This window comes from Rhizobium yanglingense (genome assembly GCF_977109285.1).
Window position 1 is genome coordinate 2,110,412 of sequence record NZ_CDSAWY010000005.1, and the last position, 16,865, is coordinate 2,127,276.

Sequence of the window (16,865 nt, forward strand, 5' to 3'; positions counted from 1 at the left end):
TGGCGGTATGGATCCGCTGAATGCATGCCTTTTGCCACCAGCGCCCATCCCGTACTCTCCTCATTCCTGTTCCTGCAGCAAGGACCGGAACGAGGGCGGGAAGGATGGGCAGCGCCAGTCAGCAACGTGGTCTTTGCCGTTCCGCCCGTCGAACATCACATGGAAAGCCAAGGATAGGCTTCCCTTTCGTGGCTGCTGCATATACTATAGCCCCCTATACTTAAATGGTAGCAGCCCCTTGTCGCACACCACCCGTCAGAAGAAAAAGCTCATCGCCCGCGTCAGCCGCCTCAAGGGCCAGCTGGAAGCCGTCGAGCGCGCTCTGGAGGCCGAGCGCCCCTGTGGGGACATCCTGCAGTTGCTGGCCTCGATCCGCGGCGCGCTGAACGGGCTGACCGGCCAGGTGTTGGAGGATCACCTACACGAGCACGTGCTGCATGCGGCCGACGAGAAGGCCCGCGCCGAGGCGGTCGAGGAAATTTCGCAAGTGCTGCGGACCTACATCCGCTGAAGAAATCGAAGGAGCGCGCGATGAGCACGCAAACGCTGGAACACGACCATGTCTTCTTGGGTGCTGGCCACGAGCGCAACGAGCGCCGCGTCTGGTTTGTGATCGCGCTGACGGCGGTGATGATGGTCGTGGAAATCGGCGCCGGCACAATATTCGGCTCCATGGCGCTCGTCGCCGACGGCTGGCACATGTCGACGCATGCCAGTGCGCTTCTGATCTCCGCCGTTGCCTATCTCTATGCCCGCAAGCAGGCTCGCAATCCGCGCTTTACCTTCGGCACCGGCAAGCTAGGCGATCTGGCGGGTTTCGCAAGCGCCATCATTCTTGCCATGATCGCGCTGCTGATGGCCTGGGAGAGCGTCTTGCGCATCGCCAGTCCGGTACCCATCAGCTTCGCCCAGGCGATCGGCGTCGCCGTCATCGGCCTTGCCGTCAATCTCGTCAGCGCCTGGCTGTTGAAGGATAGCGGCCATCGCCACGGGCACAGTCCCCATCATCACCACGGCGATCATGCGCATCATGATCACGGCGACCGTCCCCACCGCGCCGGGACCATCGACAACAACATGCGCGCCGCCTACACCCATGTCCTCGCCGATGCGCTGACCTCGGTGCTTGCGATTGCGGCCCTTTCCTTCGGAAGCCTTTACGGCTGGCTCTGGCTCGATCCGCTGATGGGCATCGTCGGCGGCCTCATCATCGCGCAATGGTCCTGGGGCCTGATGAAGTCCACCGGCCGCGTGCTGCTCGATGCGATCGCGGACGGCGAGGAGCTGCCAGGCGAAATCCGCAAGGTGATCGAAACCGGCAGCGACCGCATCACGGACCTACATGTCTGGCAGCTCGGCCCCGGCCACCACGCCGCGATCGTCGCCGTCGCGACGTCCGAGCCGCGCGAGCCTTCTTTCTACAAGGCGAAGCTCGAAAGCCTGGACGAGCTCTCGCACGTGACCGTCGAGGTCACGCAATTGCAGGCGGCCTGACGACGCCGCAAAGGCGACGACAAGGCGCCACAATCGCGGCCTAGCTCGTTGGCTTGTTGATTCAGCCGGAGCGATTTCATGAATGACTTTTCAATCCATCGCCGCACGATCTTGAAGACGGCGATGCTCTTTCCCGCACTTTCCCTTGCCTCGTTCGCCCGCGCCTCCGAAACCGATGACGACATTGAGCGCCGGTTGGCGGAGCTTGAAAAGCGCACCGGCGGCAGGCTCGGCGTTTCCGTCATCGACACCGAAACAAAGGTCACGCTCGGCTATCGCGAAACCGAACGCTTCCCGATGTGCAGCACCTTCAAGGTGCTCGCCTCGGCCATGGTGCTTTCGCGCGTCGACAAGGGCGAGGAGAACCTCGAGCGCCGCGTGATCTATGACCAGGACAAGCTCGTCTCCTATTCGCCGGAAACGGAAAAATACGTTGGCGGGGAGGGGATGAGCGTCGGCGATCTTTGCAAGGCGGCAATTACGCTGAGCGACAATACCGCCGGCAACCTGTTGCTTGAAAGCGTCGGAGGCCCGAAGGCGCTCACCAAATGGCTTCGCTCGATCGGCGACCGCGCGAGCCGCCTCGATCGCTGGGAGACGGCGCTGAACGAAGGCAAGAAAGGCGATCCACGCGACACGACGACCCCGGACGCGATGCTCGACACGCTCGGCAACCTCGCGCTCGGATCGGTGCTGTCCGAACCCTCACGCGAAAAGCTGATCGAATGGATGGTGGCGAACACCACGGGCGATGCACGTCTTCGCGCCGGTCTGCCGGGAGCCTGGAAGGTGGGCGACAAGACCGGCACGGGCGACAATGGTACCGCTGCAGACATCGCCATCATCTGGCCGAAGGGCCGCGGCCCGGTCCTCGTGACGGCCTATATCGCCGAGGCGACGGCGCCGGTGAAGGAGTTGAACCCCGTCTTTGCCGAGGTCGCGAAGATCGTCGCGGGCATGGCGCGATAATCAGCAAATTCAAAGGCATGCGGCGGAGATATGAATCTCCGCCGCATCGTCTTGAATCACTTTGCGAACTTAGGCGGTCTGTTCGCCGCCTGGGTGTCGGCCGCCTGAGACCCGGAAGCGGTGCTCTCGGTACCGTCTCGGCTGTCGATGCCGGAAAGCTCGCGCTTGATCGCCTCGCCAATCTGCTTTTCGCTTGCGTCGCGTTCCTCAGGCTGTATGGCGGCAAGGTCATCTTCGCGTATACCGGGTTCCTTGAAAACGCGCTTGCGGTCCGTCGTTTCTTGGCTGGCATTGTCGTGCCTCGTCGACCAACTCGGCATGGTGTTTCTTGGGCGGCGAGATCGGCTTCGGTTTCCTCGGCAATCGTCGTGTCGCCCGGCGGGCTGCATCGTCCACATGGCGCTGGAAATGGAAGGCCCTTTTATTAGCTCAGCTGCAGTCTACCGCCGCTCTCGCTTGGCGCGCTGCTCTCCGGCGAGGTTATAAGGACTGAAAAGGCCTTCAAAGGCTTCCCCCGATTTCCATGAAAAGACTTCCTTAATGATTGCAGGCAGACCATGGGCGGCAAAATATGCGCAAGCTTTTGCTTCCATTTCAGGTTGTTCTTGAGGAGGCGGCGATTAAATTTTGCGGCTTGATGTGGTGGCCGCATTATAGCGGCACCCAACCCCGTAACGCCTATGGCAGCGTATAAGCGATCACGTAATCGCCGGGCTTTGTCCCCACCGACCCATGCCCGCCGGCAACCATGACGACATATTGCTTGTTGTCGCTGGCCGTATAGGTCATCGGCGTTGCCTGACCGCCGGCTGGGAGACGCGCTTGCCAGAGCTGGTTGCCGTTGGTGGCGTCGTAGGCGCGCAGGTAGTTGTCGACGGCAGCGCCGAGGAAGGCGAGGCCGCCCTTGGTGAGTATCGGCCCGCCGATACCCGGCACGCCGACCTTGAAGGGTAGCGGCAGCGGCGTCATGTCATGAACGGTGCCGTTCTTGTGCATATAGGCGATCTTGCCGGTCCGGAGATCGACGCCCGCGACATAGCCCCATGGCGGCGCCTGGCAGGGGATTTGGAGCGGGCCGAGGAGCGGTCCCATGAACACGCCGTAGGGCGCCCCGTCATTGCGGTTCAGGCCCTGCTCGCTGCCCTTTTCGTCCTGTCCGCGCGGCGGAATCTCGGCGGCCGGAACGAGCCTCGAGGTGAAGGCGAGAAAAGTCGGCATGCCGAACATGATCTGCCGCTCCGGATCGACCGCGACGCTGCCCCAGTTGAAGGTGCCGAAATTGCCCGGATAGACGATCGTTCCCTCCACCGAGGGCGGCGTATAGCGGCCCTCGTATTTGTAGCGGTGAAAGGCGATGCGGCAGGCGAGCTGGTCGATGAGCGTGATCCCCCACATGTCCTTTTCCTTCAGCGGATCGGGCGAGAAGCTGAGGTCGGAGATCGGCTGCGTGGGCGCCGTATGGTCCTCGGGGATCGCGCCGCCCGGCGCCGGGATTTCCTTGAAGGGAATGATCGCCTCGCCGTTGCGCCGGTCGAGGACGTAGATGTCGCCCTGCTTCGTCGGGGCGACGAGAGCCGGAACGACGCTGCCGTCCGGCTTCGTCATGTCGAAGAGCACGGGCTGCGCCGGCACGTCCATATCCCAGAGGTCGTGGTGGACGAACTGCTGCACCCATTTCAGCTGGCCCGTATTGATGTCGAGCGCCACGACGGAGGAGGAGAACTTTTCGACATTGGCGCTACGGTTCATGCCGAGCTGGTCCGGCACTTGGTTGCCGAGCGGGATATAGACGGAGCCTAGCCCTTCATCGACACTGAAGACGGACCAGCTGTTCGGCGAGTTGGTGACGTAGGTCTGGCCTTCGGGCAGCGGTGCGGTCTGATCCGGATTGCCGGAATCCCAGTTCCAGAGAAGTGCGCCGGTATTGATGTCGAAGGCGCGGATGACGCCGGATTGCTCCTTTGTCGAATAGTTGTCGTTGACGGCCCCGCCGATGATAAGCTTGCCGGCGACCGCGACCGGCGGCGAGGTGGAGTAATAATAGCCGGCCGGGTTGTATTTCATGCCGGTCTCCAAATGCAGCACGCCCTTGTCGGCAAAGCTTTCGCAGATTTTGCCGTCGGCTGCATCGAGCGCGATCAGCCGCGCATCGGACGTCGGCAGATAGACCCGTGCGGCGCAGGGCTGGCCGGCCGCGGCGGCCGGATCGGCATAGTATGTCACGCCGCGGCAGGTTTGGTGCTGCCGGTCCGGGTTCATGCCGGAATTGGCGTCGTATTTCCATTTCTCCTTCCCGGTCTTGGCGTCGAGCGCGATCGCCCAGTTGTGCGGTGTGCAGAGATAGAGCGTGTCGCCGACTTTGAGCGGCGTCACCTGATAGGTCGTCTCGCCGATATCGTCAGGCCGCTTCACGTCGCCGGTCTGGTACTCCCAGGCGACCTTCAAATCCTTCACATTGTCCTTATTGATCTGGTCGAGCGGCGAATAGCGCTGGCCGAAAGGCGTGCGACCATATTGATGCCACTCGCCGTCCGGCACATTGCCGCCGAAGGGCGGCGCTGCCGCCACGACCTCGTTGGGAAGATCGCCGGCAAGATCATGCGGATCGGTCGTCATCGAATAACCGGCAACGAGAATGGCGATGATCACCGGCACGGCGAGCGGCCAGGGATTGGCAGGGTAGGGAAGGCCGCTCGGGCTCGAAAACCCGAGCGGCCTTCGGATCCACGGCGTCAATAGCCAAAGCCCGAGCAGAATGATCAAGCCGCCGCGCGGCCCGAGCTGCCACCAGTCGAACCCGGCTTCCCACACCGCCCAGATGAGCGCCACGGCAACCAGCACCGCATAGACCCAGAGCGCCGTGGCCTTGCGCATGAAAAGCAGCGCTGCGGTGATAAGGAACATCAACCCTGCAAACAAATAGAAGACGCTGCCGCCGAGCGTCACGAGCCACAGCCCGCCGCCGCTAAGAACCAGTCCGATGACAAGAAAAAGGATGGAAGTAATGACGATCGCCATAAAGCCGGTCTCCCGCTAAGGTGAGCTGGGCATGGTGGGATGGGGACAATTCCGCCGAATCAGCGACTTAGGGCGAAGGCGCTGCCGTTCAATGGTCACATTTGGCGCAGGGAGGCATGGATGGGCGGCCGTATCGCCTCGCATGCAACGCTCCTCGTAGTCCCCATCCCCTTCGTCCTCCAGCATCCCCGTGCTTGTCAGAGAGATCCAGCAGCGCCATGTCCCTGGCGCCGAGACTCCTTATCGTGAGCGAGTCATTTCACGGCGCAGACGCGCTGTGGCTGGGCTCGTGTGACAAGCATAAATGAGAAAAAGTGAGGAACGCTCACATTCATCAAAGGCGCCTGTAGTACCCGCCCGTGCAGCGTGAACAATCGCAAAACCCTCGCTTCCAGCTCGCAAGAAACACGCAGCCATGGTATGCAACCGCATCATCGGGTACAGGGGATTATGCGATGATTTCTGTTTCCAGGGCGATTGGTGCGGCGGATTTTGAGATTGCCGCGGGATTCTGCGATGCGCTCGCGGCCTGGGATGCGGCCGAGGTGCAGGCCTATGGCGTCGCTGCGGAAGAAGTGCTGGCCATATACCACGGCGAAACGAGCAGCAGCCTGGCCGCGAGATACAGTTCGGCGGACGCCATGATGTTCATCGCCAGATGGGAGGGCTCGCCCGCGGGATGCCTGGCCTTTGCTCCATTCGATGACGCAACCATGGAGATTCGCAAGTTCTACGTCGATCCCGAATTCCGCGGCAAGGGCATCGGCAGTGCGCTGATGCGAGTGGTCCTGGCTGAAGTCGAAAAAGGCCATCGCCGCGCAATCGTGGCTCACACGACGGTTTATATGGAGAACGCGATCTCGGTCTACGAAGCCTTCGACTTCACACGCTGCACGCCGTTCCGCCAGATGCCGGACAGCATCGCGCATACCGAAGTCTTCATGTCGCGGCCGATCTGAACAGCCGCCGCCCAGAGACATATCACGTCCCGCAAAACGTCTTTAGCACCCGCTCTTCCGGCTTCGGCGGCTCCATGTAGGCTGCAAACATCGGCTGGTCGTCGTAGGGCTTGGAAAGAACCGTCAGCAGCGCCTCGAAGAGCGAGAAGTCGCCGTCCTCGGTCGCGGCAACGATCGCCTGCTCGATGCGATGATTGCGCGGGATGAAGGCTGGGTTGACCTTGCGCATCGCCTCCGCGCGTTCGGCCGGTGATTGCAGATCGCGCGACAGCCGCTCGCGCCAGCGTGCCAGCCATTCGCCGCAGGCCTCCGGCTCGCGGAAGCTCGCGGTAAAGGCTGTCTCCGCCGCATCGTCGCCGGCAAGCGCGCATAGCCGCCGGAAGGCCAGCGTGAAATCCGCCTTTCCGTCCTGCATCAGCGCCAGCAGCGACTGGATCAGGTCCAGATCGCCGTCCTCTTCCGAGACCAGACCAATCTTGCGGCGCATGCCGGAAAGCCAATGTTGCCTGGAACCGCTTGCCATAGTCCGCAATGAACGTCGTTGGCGCGCTCGACGGCCCTGTCCTGACTCCGAATCGATCAGCGGCAGCAGCGTCTCGCCGAGGCGCGCAAGGTTCCATTGGCCGATGCCGGGCTGGTTGGCATAGGCATAGCGACCGTGATGGTCGATCGAGGAGAAGACGGTTGCCGGGATCGATATGCATCCATGAAGGCGCACGGCCCGAAGTCGATCGTCTCGCCGGAGACCGACATGTTATCGGTATTCATCACGCCGTGGATGAAGCCGACATGCAACCAGCGGGCAATCAGCGCCGCACTGCCGCTCGCAGACTGCTCGGTAGCAGCGCAAGATATGGGTTTTCGGCAGCCTTCAGCTCTGGATAGTGCCGTTCGATCACGTAGTCGGCGAGCGCCTTGATGCCTTCGGCATCGCCGCGGGCCGCGAAGAACTGGAAGGTGCCGACGCGGATATGGCTTCCTGCAACGCGGGTGAAGACGCGCACCCGGCAGTACCTCTTCGCGATAGACGGGCTGGCCGGTGGAAACTGCGGCGAGCGCCCGTGTCGCCGGGATACCGAGAGTATACATCGCCTCGCTGAACGATATATTCGCGAAGCACCGGCCCGAGTGCTGCACGCCCGTCGCCGCGGCGTGAAAACGGTGTCTGTCCCGCGCCCTTCAGCTGGATGTCGCTGCCGCTTGCCGTTCCGGTCGATCACCTCGCCGAGCAGGATCGCACGGCCGTCGCCGAGCAGCGGCACGAAGCCGCCGAACTGGTGCCCGGCATAGGCCATGGCCAGCGGTTCGGCGCCTTCCGGCAGGAGATTGCCGGAAAAGATCGCGGCACCCTCGCGCCTCAGCAGATCCACATCGAGGCCCAGTTGGGCGGCGAGTTCCTCGTTCAGCTTGATCAGCCAGGGCTCCGCCGCCTGCGACGGCTCCTGCCGCGCAAAGAAGTGCTGCGGCAACCGGGCATAGCTGTTGTCGAACGGAAAGGCGCGCACAGGCGCAGCTTTTTCAAGAGCAGAGGTCATAGGCCATAGGTAGGGCCGCGCCGCTGCGCATGCAAGCCGCACGGCAGCGGACACATCTGCCGCCATCGGTCACTGAGCATGCACAGGCCCTGTTTTGTCGGTTCCTGTTGGCTGATCGGCGACATGCGCATGATACCCGTTCGGACCGATGCCGATGTCCCGCAACAGGTGACCGTCGAGGCCCTCAAAGGGTATCAGCCCAGCATCGAACAGCTCGAAGGCTTCGTGCTGATGCTTGTGTATGTGGCTGAAACCATAGCGCACTGCTTCTCGGAGCAGGTGGCTCGGCCGCCATTGTTGGATCCTAACCATCATTACACCTCATGCGCTCGCTGCCTGCGGCGGTAGGCAGGCTTCGCAGATTGCCGTGACATGCCGGTGATCGGTGCCGCAGCAGCCGCCCAGCACGCGCAGCTGCGGCATGCTGGACAATAGCCTCCGGTAGCGGTTGCCGAAATCGATCGGATCGCCGGCGTCCAGCGTCTCGCTATCGTCGAGCTCGGCATGGCTCATCATCGAGGCATTGGCGCGGATGCCGCAAAGCACGCTTCACCCAGCCGCGATCATGATCGAGTGCGGCCTCGAAATGCGTCGGGTGTGCGCAGTTGATCATGTAATAGGCTGGCGCGCCGCCGGTCGCCGTATCCGTCGTTTCGATCGCATCCTGGATGCTGCGCCCGGTCACGAGCCTGCCGTCCGTTTCCACGGTAAAGGAGATCGCCGACGGCATGCCATGGGCCTTGGCGGCGCGGGCAACCCCGATCGCCTCGTCGATATTGGTGAGCGTGAGGGCCGTCACCATGTCCGCCTCCGTCCCGGCGAAAGCCGCGATCTGCTCGCCGTGGTAGTCCTCGGCTTCCGAAGCGTTCATCGCGCCCGCTTTGTAGCCGTCGCCGCGCGGGCCGATTGCGCCGCTGATGACGATCGGCATCTGCGGCCGCTCGTATTCGCCCCTCAGCCCGGCGAGCAATTCGACGGCATCCTCGTTTGCAGCCTTCAGCGCTTGCGGCGAATAGCCGAGCTTGTTGCCCCAGTCTGCGTTGGCGCGCCAGGTCGCCGTGTCGAGCACGAAGCCGGTGCCGTGCTGCCGCGCGATATCGAGATAGCGCCGGTAGTATTCCTTCAGCTTTCGCCGTCCTTCCGGCGAGGCGAGAAGGACGAAGGAAGCGAAATGCGGAAGCTCCATGCCCTCGTGGAAGATCAGCGTGGTTTCCATGCCACCGTCGGTGATGAATGTGCCGCCGCTTAACTGCGGCAGTCTGTCTCTGTACTCTGCTCATCGGTAGCTCCGCCCCTCGTTTGACCGGTCGGATCGATCGGCCATGTGAGATTTCTCCCCCATTAGAGCCTGCTAAACTAGCCAGCTTGCGGTATACTGCTGGCGATTTCCAAAGTTGCCGTTTGAAATCAATCGGTTGGGAGGATGAGGCGGCATGGGTGCTACGTTGGGCCGCGATGAGAAACTGTACCGGCGGTACAGGAGGGGCTGATGCGCAAGGGCGAGGAAACGAGAACCCGCATTCTCGACGTGGCGGAGGCGGCCGTACTCCAGAAGGGTTTCGGCGGCACCTCCATCGAGGAGCTGATTGCCGAGACCGGCATCACCAAGAGCGGATTTTTCTATCATTTCAAGGATAAGAACGAACTCGCGAAAGCACTGCTCAACCGCTACATCGAAAGCGACGAGCGGATCTACGACGAGATCTTCAGCCGCGCCCGCGACCTCGTGGACGATCCGCTGCAATCCTTCCTGCTCGGCCTCAAGCTTCTGTCCGAGCTGCTCTCCGATCTGCCGAACGGCCATCCCGGCTGCCTCGTCGCCACCATCTGCTACTACGAACGGCTCTTCGACCGCGAGATACGGGAGACGAACAGGAACGCGGTACTCGCCTGGCGCCACCGCTTCCGCGGCATGTTCGAAGAGATCATGGCCGTCTACACGCCGCGCGAGCCGGTGCATATCGACCACCTCGCCGACATGGTCTCCTCCGTCCTGGAAGGCGGCATCGTGCTGTCGAAGGCCCTCAAGGAACCGAACACGCTTGCCGAGCAGATCCTGATGCTCAGGACCTTCGTCAAGCTGCTGTTCCAGCCTTCCGTGGAGGTCTCGAGGGCGTAGGCTTAGCGCGAGAGGCGGCGGATGCGGCCATGGCGTGGGGCTATGCGGCGCAGAAAGTCTCGGCGCCTCCACTTTCTCCCTCATCTGTGTGCTTCTCACAGAGATCCAGCCACGGCGCTTCCGCGCCGTGAATGACGTCTTGTCTGAATGTGTGTCTCCCGCGCTGAAGGACTTGGGCGCGCTGGATTCCTGTGACAGGCACAAGAATGAGTATGGGATGGGCGCTGGTGGCAAAAGGCACGCATTCAGCGGATCCATACCGCCAAGGCGGCGTGCGAGCAGGTAATCCTTCGAGGCCCTGCGGCTTCGCCTTCGGGCACCTCAGGATGAGGGCCGTGACGCGGGCACCGGCGATCAGCCCCCAGCCTGAGATGCAAGACCGCAGGGCGCAGCCTCGAAATATTCGGCGGTGCGTCTTACCCGCTATCCTCCATCGCCGCCGCCATCTCGGCGAGCTTGCGCACGGTGTTGAGGTTGCGCGACGTCCCGGCCTTCAGCGCCGGAAGCTTGAGCCTCGATTTTCCGGAGCCGATCGGATAATGCACGTAGATCTCGCGCCCGGCGACCTTCGCCTCCTCGCCGTCCGGCGCCACCATATTGTCAAGGGCACCCTTGGGGGCAGCCTCGGGCAGGAAGGTCACCAGCAGGAAATTCGGCTTGGCATCGGCAAAGGGCGCCTCGTCGACAATCTTCTGCAGTTCCTTGCGGCTGCGGATCATCACGCCCGGCTTCTTGCCGAATTTCTGGGCCAGGGCCTCGTCCAGCCGCCTCTCGACCGTCGCCTCGGTCTCGTCCGAGCGGAAAAGCACATTGCCGCTCTGGATGTAGGTCTCGACGTTAGTAAAGCGCAGCCGCCCGCAGATCGCCTTGAGCTCCGCCATCGGCAGAGCGCCCGTTTCCCCGACATTCACAGCTCGAAGCAGCGCGACATAGACCGGCATGGGTTTGCTCCGTTCCACGATTCTGGTTATCCGGGACAGGCACCAACCCCAGCGACCTCATTCCCGTGCTCGTCACAGGCGGTCCAGCGCACCCAGGCTCCGTGCGCGCAGGAACTCCATGAGAATACTCCATGAGAATAGTTCACTGCGGACGAGCCGCGGGCTGGGTCCTGTCACAAGGACAGGAATGAGGAAAGCCGATTCCCGTGCTCGCCCCGCTCACACCTTCCCAACCACCTTGATTGCAAACGCGTACTCAAACGCGATCTCCTCCAGCCGCTGGAAGCGGCCGGCGGCCCCGCCGTGGCCGGCGTCCATGTTGGTCTTGAGCAGGATCGGCGCTGCGCTTGTGGTCTTGTCGCGGAGCTTGGCGACCCACTTTGCCGGCTCCCAATAGGTGACGCGCGGGTCGGTCAGGCCGCCGAGCGCCAGGATCGCGCGGATAGGCCTTCGTCGCTGACGTTGTCGTAGGGCTGAATAGGCCGCGATCTGCTCATAAGCCGTCGCGGCTCTCGATCGGGTTGCCCCATTCCGGCCATTCCGGCGGCGTCAGCGGCAGGCTGTCGTCGAGCATGGTGTTCGAGCACGTCGACGAAAGGAACGGCAGCGATGATGCCCTGCGAACTTCTCCGGCGCCATGTTGGAGACGGCGCCCATCAGCATGCCGCCGGCCGATCCGCCCTCGGCGACGATCTTCGCGTAGGACGTGAACTTCTGTTGATTCAGATAGTCGGCGGCGGCGATGAAGTCCTTGAAGGTGTTGGTCTTGAAGGCCATCTTGCCGTCCTCGTACCAGTGCAAAGCCCTTGTCCTTGCCGCCGCGGATATGGGCGATGGCATAGACGAAGCCGCGGTCGGCGAGCGACAGGCAGTTGGTGTTGAAGCCGGCCGGAATGCTGATGCCGTAGGCGCCGTAGCCATAGAGCAGGCATGGCGCCGAGCCGTCGAGCGGCGTATCCTTGCGGTAGAGTAGGGTGACCGGCACCTGCTCGCCGTCCCATGCCGGCGCGCAAGACGCGCCGCGTGACGTAGTCGTCCGGATTGTGGCCCGAGGGCACCTCCTGTGTCTTCAACAGCGTCCGCTCGCGCGTCGTCATGTTGTAGTCGTAGAGCTGCGAGGGCGTCGTCATCGACGAATAGGAGAAGCGGATGACGTCGGTGTCGTATTCCGCAGCGCACCTGCAAGCCCGAGCGAATAGGCTTCCTCGGCAAAGGCGATCGCATGTTCCTCGCCGGTCTTGCGATCGCGGATGATGATCTGCGGTAGGCCGTCCTTGCGCTCCAGCCACAGCAGGTGGCGGGCATAGGCCATGTGGTTGATGATCAGCGTTCCGGCCTTGTGCGGTACGACCTCGCGCCAGCTCTCCTTGCTGGGATTGTCAACCGGCGCCTCCATGATCTTGAAATCCTTGGCGCCGCCGTCGTTGGTGAGGATGTAGAAGACGTCGCCGCCTTCCGTCAGCGTATATTCGATGCCTTCCTGTCGCTTGGCGACGAGCTTCGGCTCGGCCGTCAGATCCTTGGTCGAGAGCAGCCGGTATTCGCTGGTCTCATGGTCGTGAATGTCGATGAAGATGAAATCGTCGAGCAGCGAGCCGCCGACGCTCATGAAGAAGCCGGCATCCTTTTCCTCGTAGACGAGCCGGTCCTCGCTCTGCGGCGTGCCGATGACGTGGTGGAGCACCTTCGGAGCGGGCGGTGGTTCTCGTCGAGCGCCGAATAGAAGAAGCTCTTGCCGTCCGGCGCCCAGACCCCGCCGCCGCCGGTGTTCTCGATCACGTCGGGCATGTCTTCTCCGGTCGCAAGATCGCGCACCCTCAGCGTGAAGAATTCCGATCCCCTGTCGTCATAGCCCCAGATGGCGCGGCTGTGATCGGTCGAGTGGTCGAGGCCGGCGAGCCGGAAATAGGATCTTGCCGACCGCCTCTTTGTCGCCGTCGAGCAGAACGGTTCGGATCGTCTCGTCCTTGACGTCGCCGTCGCGCGGGATCCGGAAATAGCGCGGCTGCTCGCCGCCGGTCACGAAGAAGGTGCCGTAGGCGTGAGCGTCCGTCCTTCATCGGCACCGAGCTGTCGTCCTCCTTGATGCGGCCGCGCATCTCGGCAAAAAGCGTCTTCTGCAGCGGCTTCGGTATCTTCCATTGCCGCGTTCATATAGGCGTTTTCCGCCTCCAGGTGCCTGCGGATTTCGGGGTCGAGGATCGACGGATCCTTGAACATTGCCTGCCAGTTGTCGGCGCGCAGCCAGGCATAGTCGTCCGACCGGGTGATGCCGTGGCGGGTATCGGAAACGGGCTTCTTGGCGGCAGAAGGCGGGGTCGGCAGGTTCTTGAAAACAGACAAGGAAAGGCTCCGGATCGGAATTGCGGGGTGCGACGAGGGATCAGAGGTGGAGGCGGGCTGGTTCAAGCGCCAAGCCAGGCGCGAGAACCCCTGCGGCAAATCGGAGGCTTCCTCACGTTGCCTTGATGTCACCGCATTGTTTAACAAAGTCCGCTACCGTCGCGCGGGATTTACGCTTCGTTTTGGCTTAGGCTGAGGGCCATAGACCGGGCGGATTCTGCCATGAGCATAAAGAGGAATTTGCCCGTAATGCCGAAATGTCTGGTCCTGTCCCTGTGTCTCGTCAGCTTTGCCTCCTGCGCCTTCGCCGTCGATCCCGCCATCAAGAAGCAGCTGGAAAAACTCGATCCCGCCACCCGCCTCGAACAGAGCTGCGACACCGAAGCGATGAGCCGCATCAACAAGGACAAGACCGGCTTCAAACCGGACAAGGTGATCGCCTACACCTTCAAGGACCCGATCCCCAGCGACGACAAGCTCGAAGCCCCCGGCGCCGTCTTCCGCAGCCAGGGCGACTGGTACCACCTCTCCTACACCTGCATCACCGGCCCGCAGCACATCAACGTGCGCGAGCTGCAATACGAGATCGGCGAGAAAGTGCCGCGGGAAAAGTGGAGCACATATTATTTGTATGATTGAGATGTGGCGCGGCCTTTTGCGCGGTCTTCGCCCCTTGCCTTCTCATTCGGGTGCCGGGCACAGGAATGAGGGCGCAAGGAAGGCTCCCGATGCTGAAAGGATGTCGGGAGGATGCGGCGTTGAGCGGGCCAGCCTCACCCTCGTCACTTCGGCGATTGCCCGGCAGCACTTTCTCCTCGATGAAGAGTTCATCGACGATCGTCATGACGATCAGCGAGAGCGGCGAAGCGAGACATGGCGCCAACGGCACCCCGCATCCATGTCCAGAAGATGATGGCGACGAAGACGATGAAGGGATTGATTTCCGGCCGAACGGCCCATGACGCGCGGGGAACGCCGAGATTTTCCATCACGAGGTGCACGATGACGAAGGCGGCCGCCGGCAGGAGGCCGATGATGATGCCGTTATGGGTGAGAAATTACCGCTGACCGCGATGGAAAACGTCATCATGGTGATGCCGAGATGGGGAATGAAGCTGGAGAGGAAGGCGAAGAAGCCCCAGAGCGCCGGCGCTCGAGAGCCCGCCCCGCCCGGGCGATCATCGCCATGACGACGCCGAGCGCCGCATAGATGACCGAGGCGGTTGCGAAATGAAGGCGCAGCACCGGCTCGACGGAGCTGATGACGCGGATGGCCGGTGAAGTCGCTGCTCAGGGCGGGTGCGGAAGGTCAGGATGATCGTCTTGCGCAGGTTGACGCGCCCGGAGAGGGAAAGCAGCAGGGCGGCAAAGAAGATCAGCGCCTGCACGAGCGCCGGCGTCAGGTTTGTCGTCACCACATGCAGCACGTTTCCGGTGTTTTCGAGCAGCGCATTGATCGAGATCGGCCCGCTCTGGAGGCTTGCGGGGGTAAATGCGCAGCCAGCGTATCTGCTCCAGATAGGGCATGATGCCGGTTGATCGTCCTTTCGATGAACGCCGGAGCTTGGTTGGTCAGCGTCGTCAAAGGCCCGGAAAGCGAGCTGACGACGAAGAAGATGACCAGCGCAACGAGCGCTTGAAGGGATGATGGCGACGGTGACGCGCGGCACGCCGAGCCTGCTCAATTTTTCCGCCGGCCGTGCCGAGGGTGCCGTGCCTACCACTACGGCGAGCGTGATGGGGATCAGGATCAGCGACATCTGGTAGAGGACGGCAAGGCCAAGGATCGCCAAAAATCCCGATCATCGCCCAGGCCATGCTGACGTCGAGCGCATCCTTCTGGACGCGATGCGCCGGCGCCTGCGGCATCTCTTCCGTCGCGGTGGTCAGCGTGTCTTCCCATGCGCTCGTCCAGGCCGCTCGCCGATTCCCGCCGATCTTCTTCGCTTGTTTCCGGAATCCCGTTGGCCAAGCCCATCTATGGAATGTCCCCGAAAGCCTCATTGGCTCGAAACGGAAACGCACGGAATGCGTGTTGGTTCCCGGCAGGCTGGCGTGCCGACGGATACTGAGTTTGGGCGAATTGACAATGGCGCGGCCTACTCGGAATAGTTTTGCGGGCTGGTCTTTCCTCGGTGGAAAATGGAGGGTGACATGCGCGAACCCGATATGCGCAGACTCGATAGACTGGTCGAACGGCTGGTCGGCGATGTCGGAGCTGCGGTCTGCAGCAGGCCGTGCTCGTCGTGCTCGGCGATGATCTCGGTCTGTTCAAGGCTCTGGCGGATCGGCGAGCCGCGGGATGTGGCGCGGCTTGCGAAGGAAGCCCGGGCTGAAGGAGCGCTATCTGCGCGAATGGCTCTGGGCGATGGCCCGCGGCCGATTACATAACCTATGACGACGGGACGGACCGCTTCCATCTCACGCCCGGAGCAGGCAGGCGATGGTGCTTGCGCAAGAAGACAGCCCCGCCTTCTTCGCCGGCGCGTTCCAGGTGACGCAGTCCATGTGGATGGACGAGCCGAAGATCGCCGAAGCCTTCCGCAGCGGGCGGGGCGTCGGCTGGCACGAACATAGTGCCTGCCTCTTCCGCGGCACCGAACGCTTCTTCCGTCCCGGCTACAACACGCATCTGGTTTCGGAGCTGGATACCGGCGCTGAACGGCGTTGAGGCAAAGCTCGAGGCTGGTGCCAAGGTCGCGGATGTCGGCTGCGGCCATGGTGCGTCGACAATCCTGATGGCACAGGCCTATCCGGCCTGGCGATTCTTCGGCTTCGATTATCATGCTCCCTGGATCGAGAAAGCCAGGGGCGCGGCTGAGGAGGCAGGCGTCGGCGACCGCGTCACCTTCCGGCAGGCCACTGCGGCCGACTTCCCCCCGCAGGGATATGGACGTAGTCGCAATGTTCGATTGCCTGCGCGACATGGGAGATCCGGTCGGTGCGGGCCGTCATGTCAGAGGAAACGCTGCGCGCCCGGCGGCACCTGGCTGATCGTCGAGCCGTTTGCCCACGACAATCTGAAGGACGAACCCTCCGATCCGGTCGGGCGCGTCTGTTCCGGCGCTTCGACGATGATCTGCACCCCGGCGTCGCTGTCGCAGGAGGTCGGCCTCGGCCTTGGCGCCCAGGACGGGCGAGATGAGGCTCAGGAAAGTGGCGCTCGACGCCGGCTTCTCGCATTTCCGCCGGGCAGACGGAAACGCCGTTCAGACATGGTGTTCGAGGCGCGGGCGTGGCGGCTCCGAGCAGGATCGGGGGAGGGGCCGTTGCCTCGAGCCGAAAGCGTCGGCCCGATGCCCCACGGATCCTTGAGGAACACGCCGCCGTCGCGCTTTGCGCTCTTCGATCTCCAGCCGGTCGATTGCCGCCACCGCATTGTCGAGCGCCGCCTTGTCGTTGAAGCGCAGCGTGCAGTCGTGAAAGCGCCCGGTCAGATACCGTCGGCGCGAGCGCCGGCGCCGCGGCTGTTCGGGATGTCGGCGGC

At 62.8% G+C, this 16,865-nt stretch carries 15 protein-coding genes and 6 pseudogenes; 7 read left to right on the plus strand and 14 right to left on the minus strand.

Annotated features, from left to right (window positions below):
• Positions 1–238 precede the first annotated feature (238 nt).
• From dmeR to bla, 3 genes are all read left to right on the plus strand, one after another.
• On the plus strand, positions 239–511 hold the full coding sequence (gene dmeR, locus ACW4PC_RS20300) for a Ni(II)/Co(II)-sensing transcriptional repressor DmeR (protein WP_455874963.1): 273 nt from the start codon (positions 239–241) through the stop codon (positions 509–511).
• 20 nt (positions 512–531) lie between these two features.
• Entirely contained in the window at positions 532–1,494 is a 963-nt protein-coding gene (dmeF, locus tag ACW4PC_RS20305; protein ID WP_455874964.1) for a CDF family Co(II)/Ni(II) efflux transporter DmeF, read from the plus strand.
• 78 nt (positions 1,495–1,572) lie between these two features.
• On the plus strand, positions 1,573–2,463 hold the full coding sequence (bla, locus tag ACW4PC_RS20310; RefSeq protein WP_455874965.1) for a class A beta-lactamase: 891 nt from the start codon (positions 1,573–1,575) through the stop codon (positions 2,461–2,463).
• 56 nt (positions 2,464–2,519) lie between these two features.
• Here bla and ACW4PC_RS20315 read toward each other — a convergent pair whose 3' ends face one another.
• Together ACW4PC_RS20315 and ACW4PC_RS20320 are read right to left on the minus strand one after the other, a co-directional pair.
• Positions 2,520–2,783 (minus strand): hypothetical protein, encoded by a 264-nt coding sequence (locus ACW4PC_RS20315; RefSeq protein ID WP_455874966.1) that lies wholly within the window; start codon positions 2,781–2,783, stop codon positions 2,520–2,522.
• 358 nt (positions 2,784–3,141) lie between these two features.
• A complete protein-coding gene (locus ACW4PC_RS20320; RefSeq protein WP_455874967.1) occupies positions 3,142–5,481 on the minus strand; it encodes a glucose/quinate/shikimate family membrane-bound PQQ-dependent dehydrogenase in 2,340 nt (779 codons plus the stop codon).
• 455 nt (positions 5,482–5,936) lie between these two features.
• Here ACW4PC_RS20320 and ACW4PC_RS20325 point away from each other — a divergent pair, with 455 nt between their 5' ends.
• The gene (locus ACW4PC_RS20325) at positions 5,937–6,440 is read left to right on the plus strand and encodes a GNAT family N-acetyltransferase (protein WP_455874968.1); all 504 of its coding nucleotides are present in this window, start codon (positions 5,937–5,939) and stop codon (positions 6,438–6,440) included.
• A 22-nt stretch (positions 6,441–6,462) separates the two neighbouring features.
• On the opposite strand, the gene ACW4PC_RS20330 is transcribed toward ACW4PC_RS20325, so the two are convergent.
• From ACW4PC_RS20330 to ACW4PC_RS20345, 4 genes and pseudogenes are all read right to left on the minus strand, one after another.
• A complete protein-coding gene (locus tag ACW4PC_RS20330) occupies positions 6,463–7,158 on the minus strand; it encodes a protein adenylyltransferase SelO family protein (protein ID WP_455874969.1) in 696 nt (231 codons plus the stop codon).
• A gap of 88 nt (positions 7,159–7,246) precedes the next feature.
• Positions 7,247–7,975, minus strand: coding sequence for a protein adenylyltransferase SelO family protein (locus ACW4PC_RS20335; protein WP_455874970.1), 729 nt, complete (start codon positions 7,973–7,975; stop codon positions 7,247–7,249).
• A 69-nt stretch (positions 7,976–8,044) separates the two neighbouring features.
• On the minus strand, positions 8,045–8,239 hold the full coding sequence (locus tag ACW4PC_RS20340; RefSeq protein ID WP_455874971.1) for a hypothetical protein: 195 nt from the start codon (positions 8,237–8,239) through the stop codon (positions 8,045–8,047).
• A 57-nt stretch (positions 8,240–8,296) separates the two neighbouring features.
• Positions 8,297–9,233 (minus strand): annotated as a pseudogene (locus ACW4PC_RS20345) (homocysteine S-methyltransferase family protein).
• Between the two features lie 231 nt (positions 9,234–9,464).
• On the opposite strand from ACW4PC_RS20345, the gene ACW4PC_RS20350 reads away from it, so the two are divergent.
• The gene (locus ACW4PC_RS20350) at positions 9,465–10,094 is read left to right on the plus strand and encodes a TetR/AcrR family transcriptional regulator (RefSeq protein ID WP_455874972.1); all 630 of its coding nucleotides are present in this window, start codon (positions 9,465–9,467) and stop codon (positions 10,092–10,094) included.
• A gap of 416 nt (positions 10,095–10,510) precedes the next feature.
• Here ACW4PC_RS20350 and ACW4PC_RS20355 read toward each other — a convergent pair whose 3' ends face one another.
• The 6 genes and pseudogenes from ACW4PC_RS20355 to ACW4PC_RS20380 form a co-directional block, all read right to left on the minus strand.
• Positions 10,511–11,035 carry a DUF1697 domain-containing protein gene (locus ACW4PC_RS20355; protein WP_455874973.1) on the minus strand — a complete coding sequence of 175 codons (525 nt, stop codon included), beginning with the start codon at positions 11,033–11,035 and terminating at the stop codon, positions 10,511–10,513.
• A gap of 219 nt (positions 11,036–11,254) precedes the next feature.
• A pseudogene (locus ACW4PC_RS20360) lies at positions 11,255–11,875 on the minus strand (prolyl oligopeptidase family serine peptidase).
• A pseudogene (locus ACW4PC_RS20365) lies at positions 11,758–12,719 on the minus strand (hypothetical protein). Before ACW4PC_RS20365 ends, ACW4PC_RS20360 begins: the two co-directional pseudogenes overlap by 118 nt.
• A complete protein-coding gene (locus ACW4PC_RS20370; protein ID WP_455875075.1) occupies positions 12,641–12,895 on the minus strand; it encodes a hypothetical protein in 255 nt (84 codons plus the stop codon). Before ACW4PC_RS20370 ends, ACW4PC_RS20365 begins: the two are co-directional and overlap by 79 nt.
• Positions 12,882–13,058: a hypothetical protein gene (locus tag ACW4PC_RS20375; RefSeq protein WP_455874974.1), complete on the minus strand. Its 177-nt coding sequence runs from the start codon at positions 13,056–13,058 to the stop codon at positions 12,882–12,884. The genes ACW4PC_RS20370 and ACW4PC_RS20375 overlap by 14 nt, the downstream gene beginning before the upstream one ends.
• Positions 13,055–13,378, minus strand: coding sequence for a hypothetical protein (locus tag ACW4PC_RS20380; protein ID WP_455874975.1), 324 nt, complete (start codon positions 13,376–13,378; stop codon positions 13,055–13,057). Before ACW4PC_RS20380 ends, ACW4PC_RS20375 begins: the two co-directional genes overlap by 4 nt.
• A gap of 249 nt (positions 13,379–13,627) precedes the next feature.
• Between ACW4PC_RS20380 and ACW4PC_RS20385 the strand changes: the two genes are divergently transcribed.
• Positions 13,628–14,017, plus strand: coding sequence for a DUF930 domain-containing protein (locus ACW4PC_RS20385; RefSeq protein WP_455874976.1), 390 nt, complete (start codon positions 13,628–13,630; stop codon positions 14,015–14,017).
• Between the two features lie 160 nt (positions 14,018–14,177).
• On the opposite strand, the pseudogene ACW4PC_RS20390 reads toward ACW4PC_RS20385, so the two are convergent.
• Positions 14,178–15,356: pseudogene (locus tag ACW4PC_RS20390) on the minus strand (AI-2E family transporter); the annotation flags it as partial.
• 176 nt (positions 15,357–15,532) lie between these two features.
• On the opposite strand from ACW4PC_RS20390, the pseudogene ACW4PC_RS20395 reads away from it, so the two are divergent.
• Positions 15,533–16,614 (plus strand): annotated as a pseudogene (locus ACW4PC_RS20395) (class I SAM-dependent methyltransferase); the annotation flags it as partial.
• A gap of 41 nt (positions 16,615–16,655) precedes the next feature.
• Here ACW4PC_RS20395 and ACW4PC_RS20400 read toward each other — a convergent pair.
• A pseudogene (locus tag ACW4PC_RS20400) lies at positions 16,656–16,865 on the minus strand (VOC family protein); the annotation flags it as partial.

Coding starts and splice junctions, on each gene's coding strand:
- ACW4PC_RS20325 (WP_455874968.1), top strand. CDS start 5,937: ATGATTTCTGTTTCCAGGGCGATTGGTGCGGCGGATTTTGAGATTGCC.
- ACW4PC_RS20315 (WP_455874966.1), bottom strand. CDS start 2,783: ATGCCGAGTTGGTCGACGAGGCACGACAATGCCAGCCAAGAAACGACG.
- dmeF (WP_455874964.1), top strand. CDS start 532: ATGAGCACGCAAACGCTGGAACACGACCATGTCTTCTTGGGTGCTGGC.
- ACW4PC_RS20355 (WP_455874973.1), bottom strand. CDS start 11,035: ATGCCGGTCTATGTCGCGCTGCTTCGAGCTGTGAATGTCGGGGAAACG.
- bla (WP_455874965.1), top strand. CDS start 1,573: ATGAATGACTTTTCAATCCATCGCCGCACGATCTTGAAGACGGCGATG.
- ACW4PC_RS20335 (WP_455874970.1), bottom strand. CDS start 7,975: ATGACCTCTGCTCTTGAAAAAGCTGCGCCTGTGCGCGCCTTTCCGTTC.
- ACW4PC_RS20385 (WP_455874976.1), top strand. CDS start 13,628: ATGCCGAAATGTCTGGTCCTGTCCCTGTGTCTCGTCAGCTTTGCCTCC.
- ACW4PC_RS20350 (WP_455874972.1), top strand. CDS start 9,465: ATGCGCAAGGGCGAGGAAACGAGAACCCGCATTCTCGACGTGGCGGAG.
- ACW4PC_RS20320 (WP_455874967.1), bottom strand. CDS start 5,481: ATGGCGATCGTCATTACTTCCATCCTTTTTCTTGTCATCGGACTGGTT.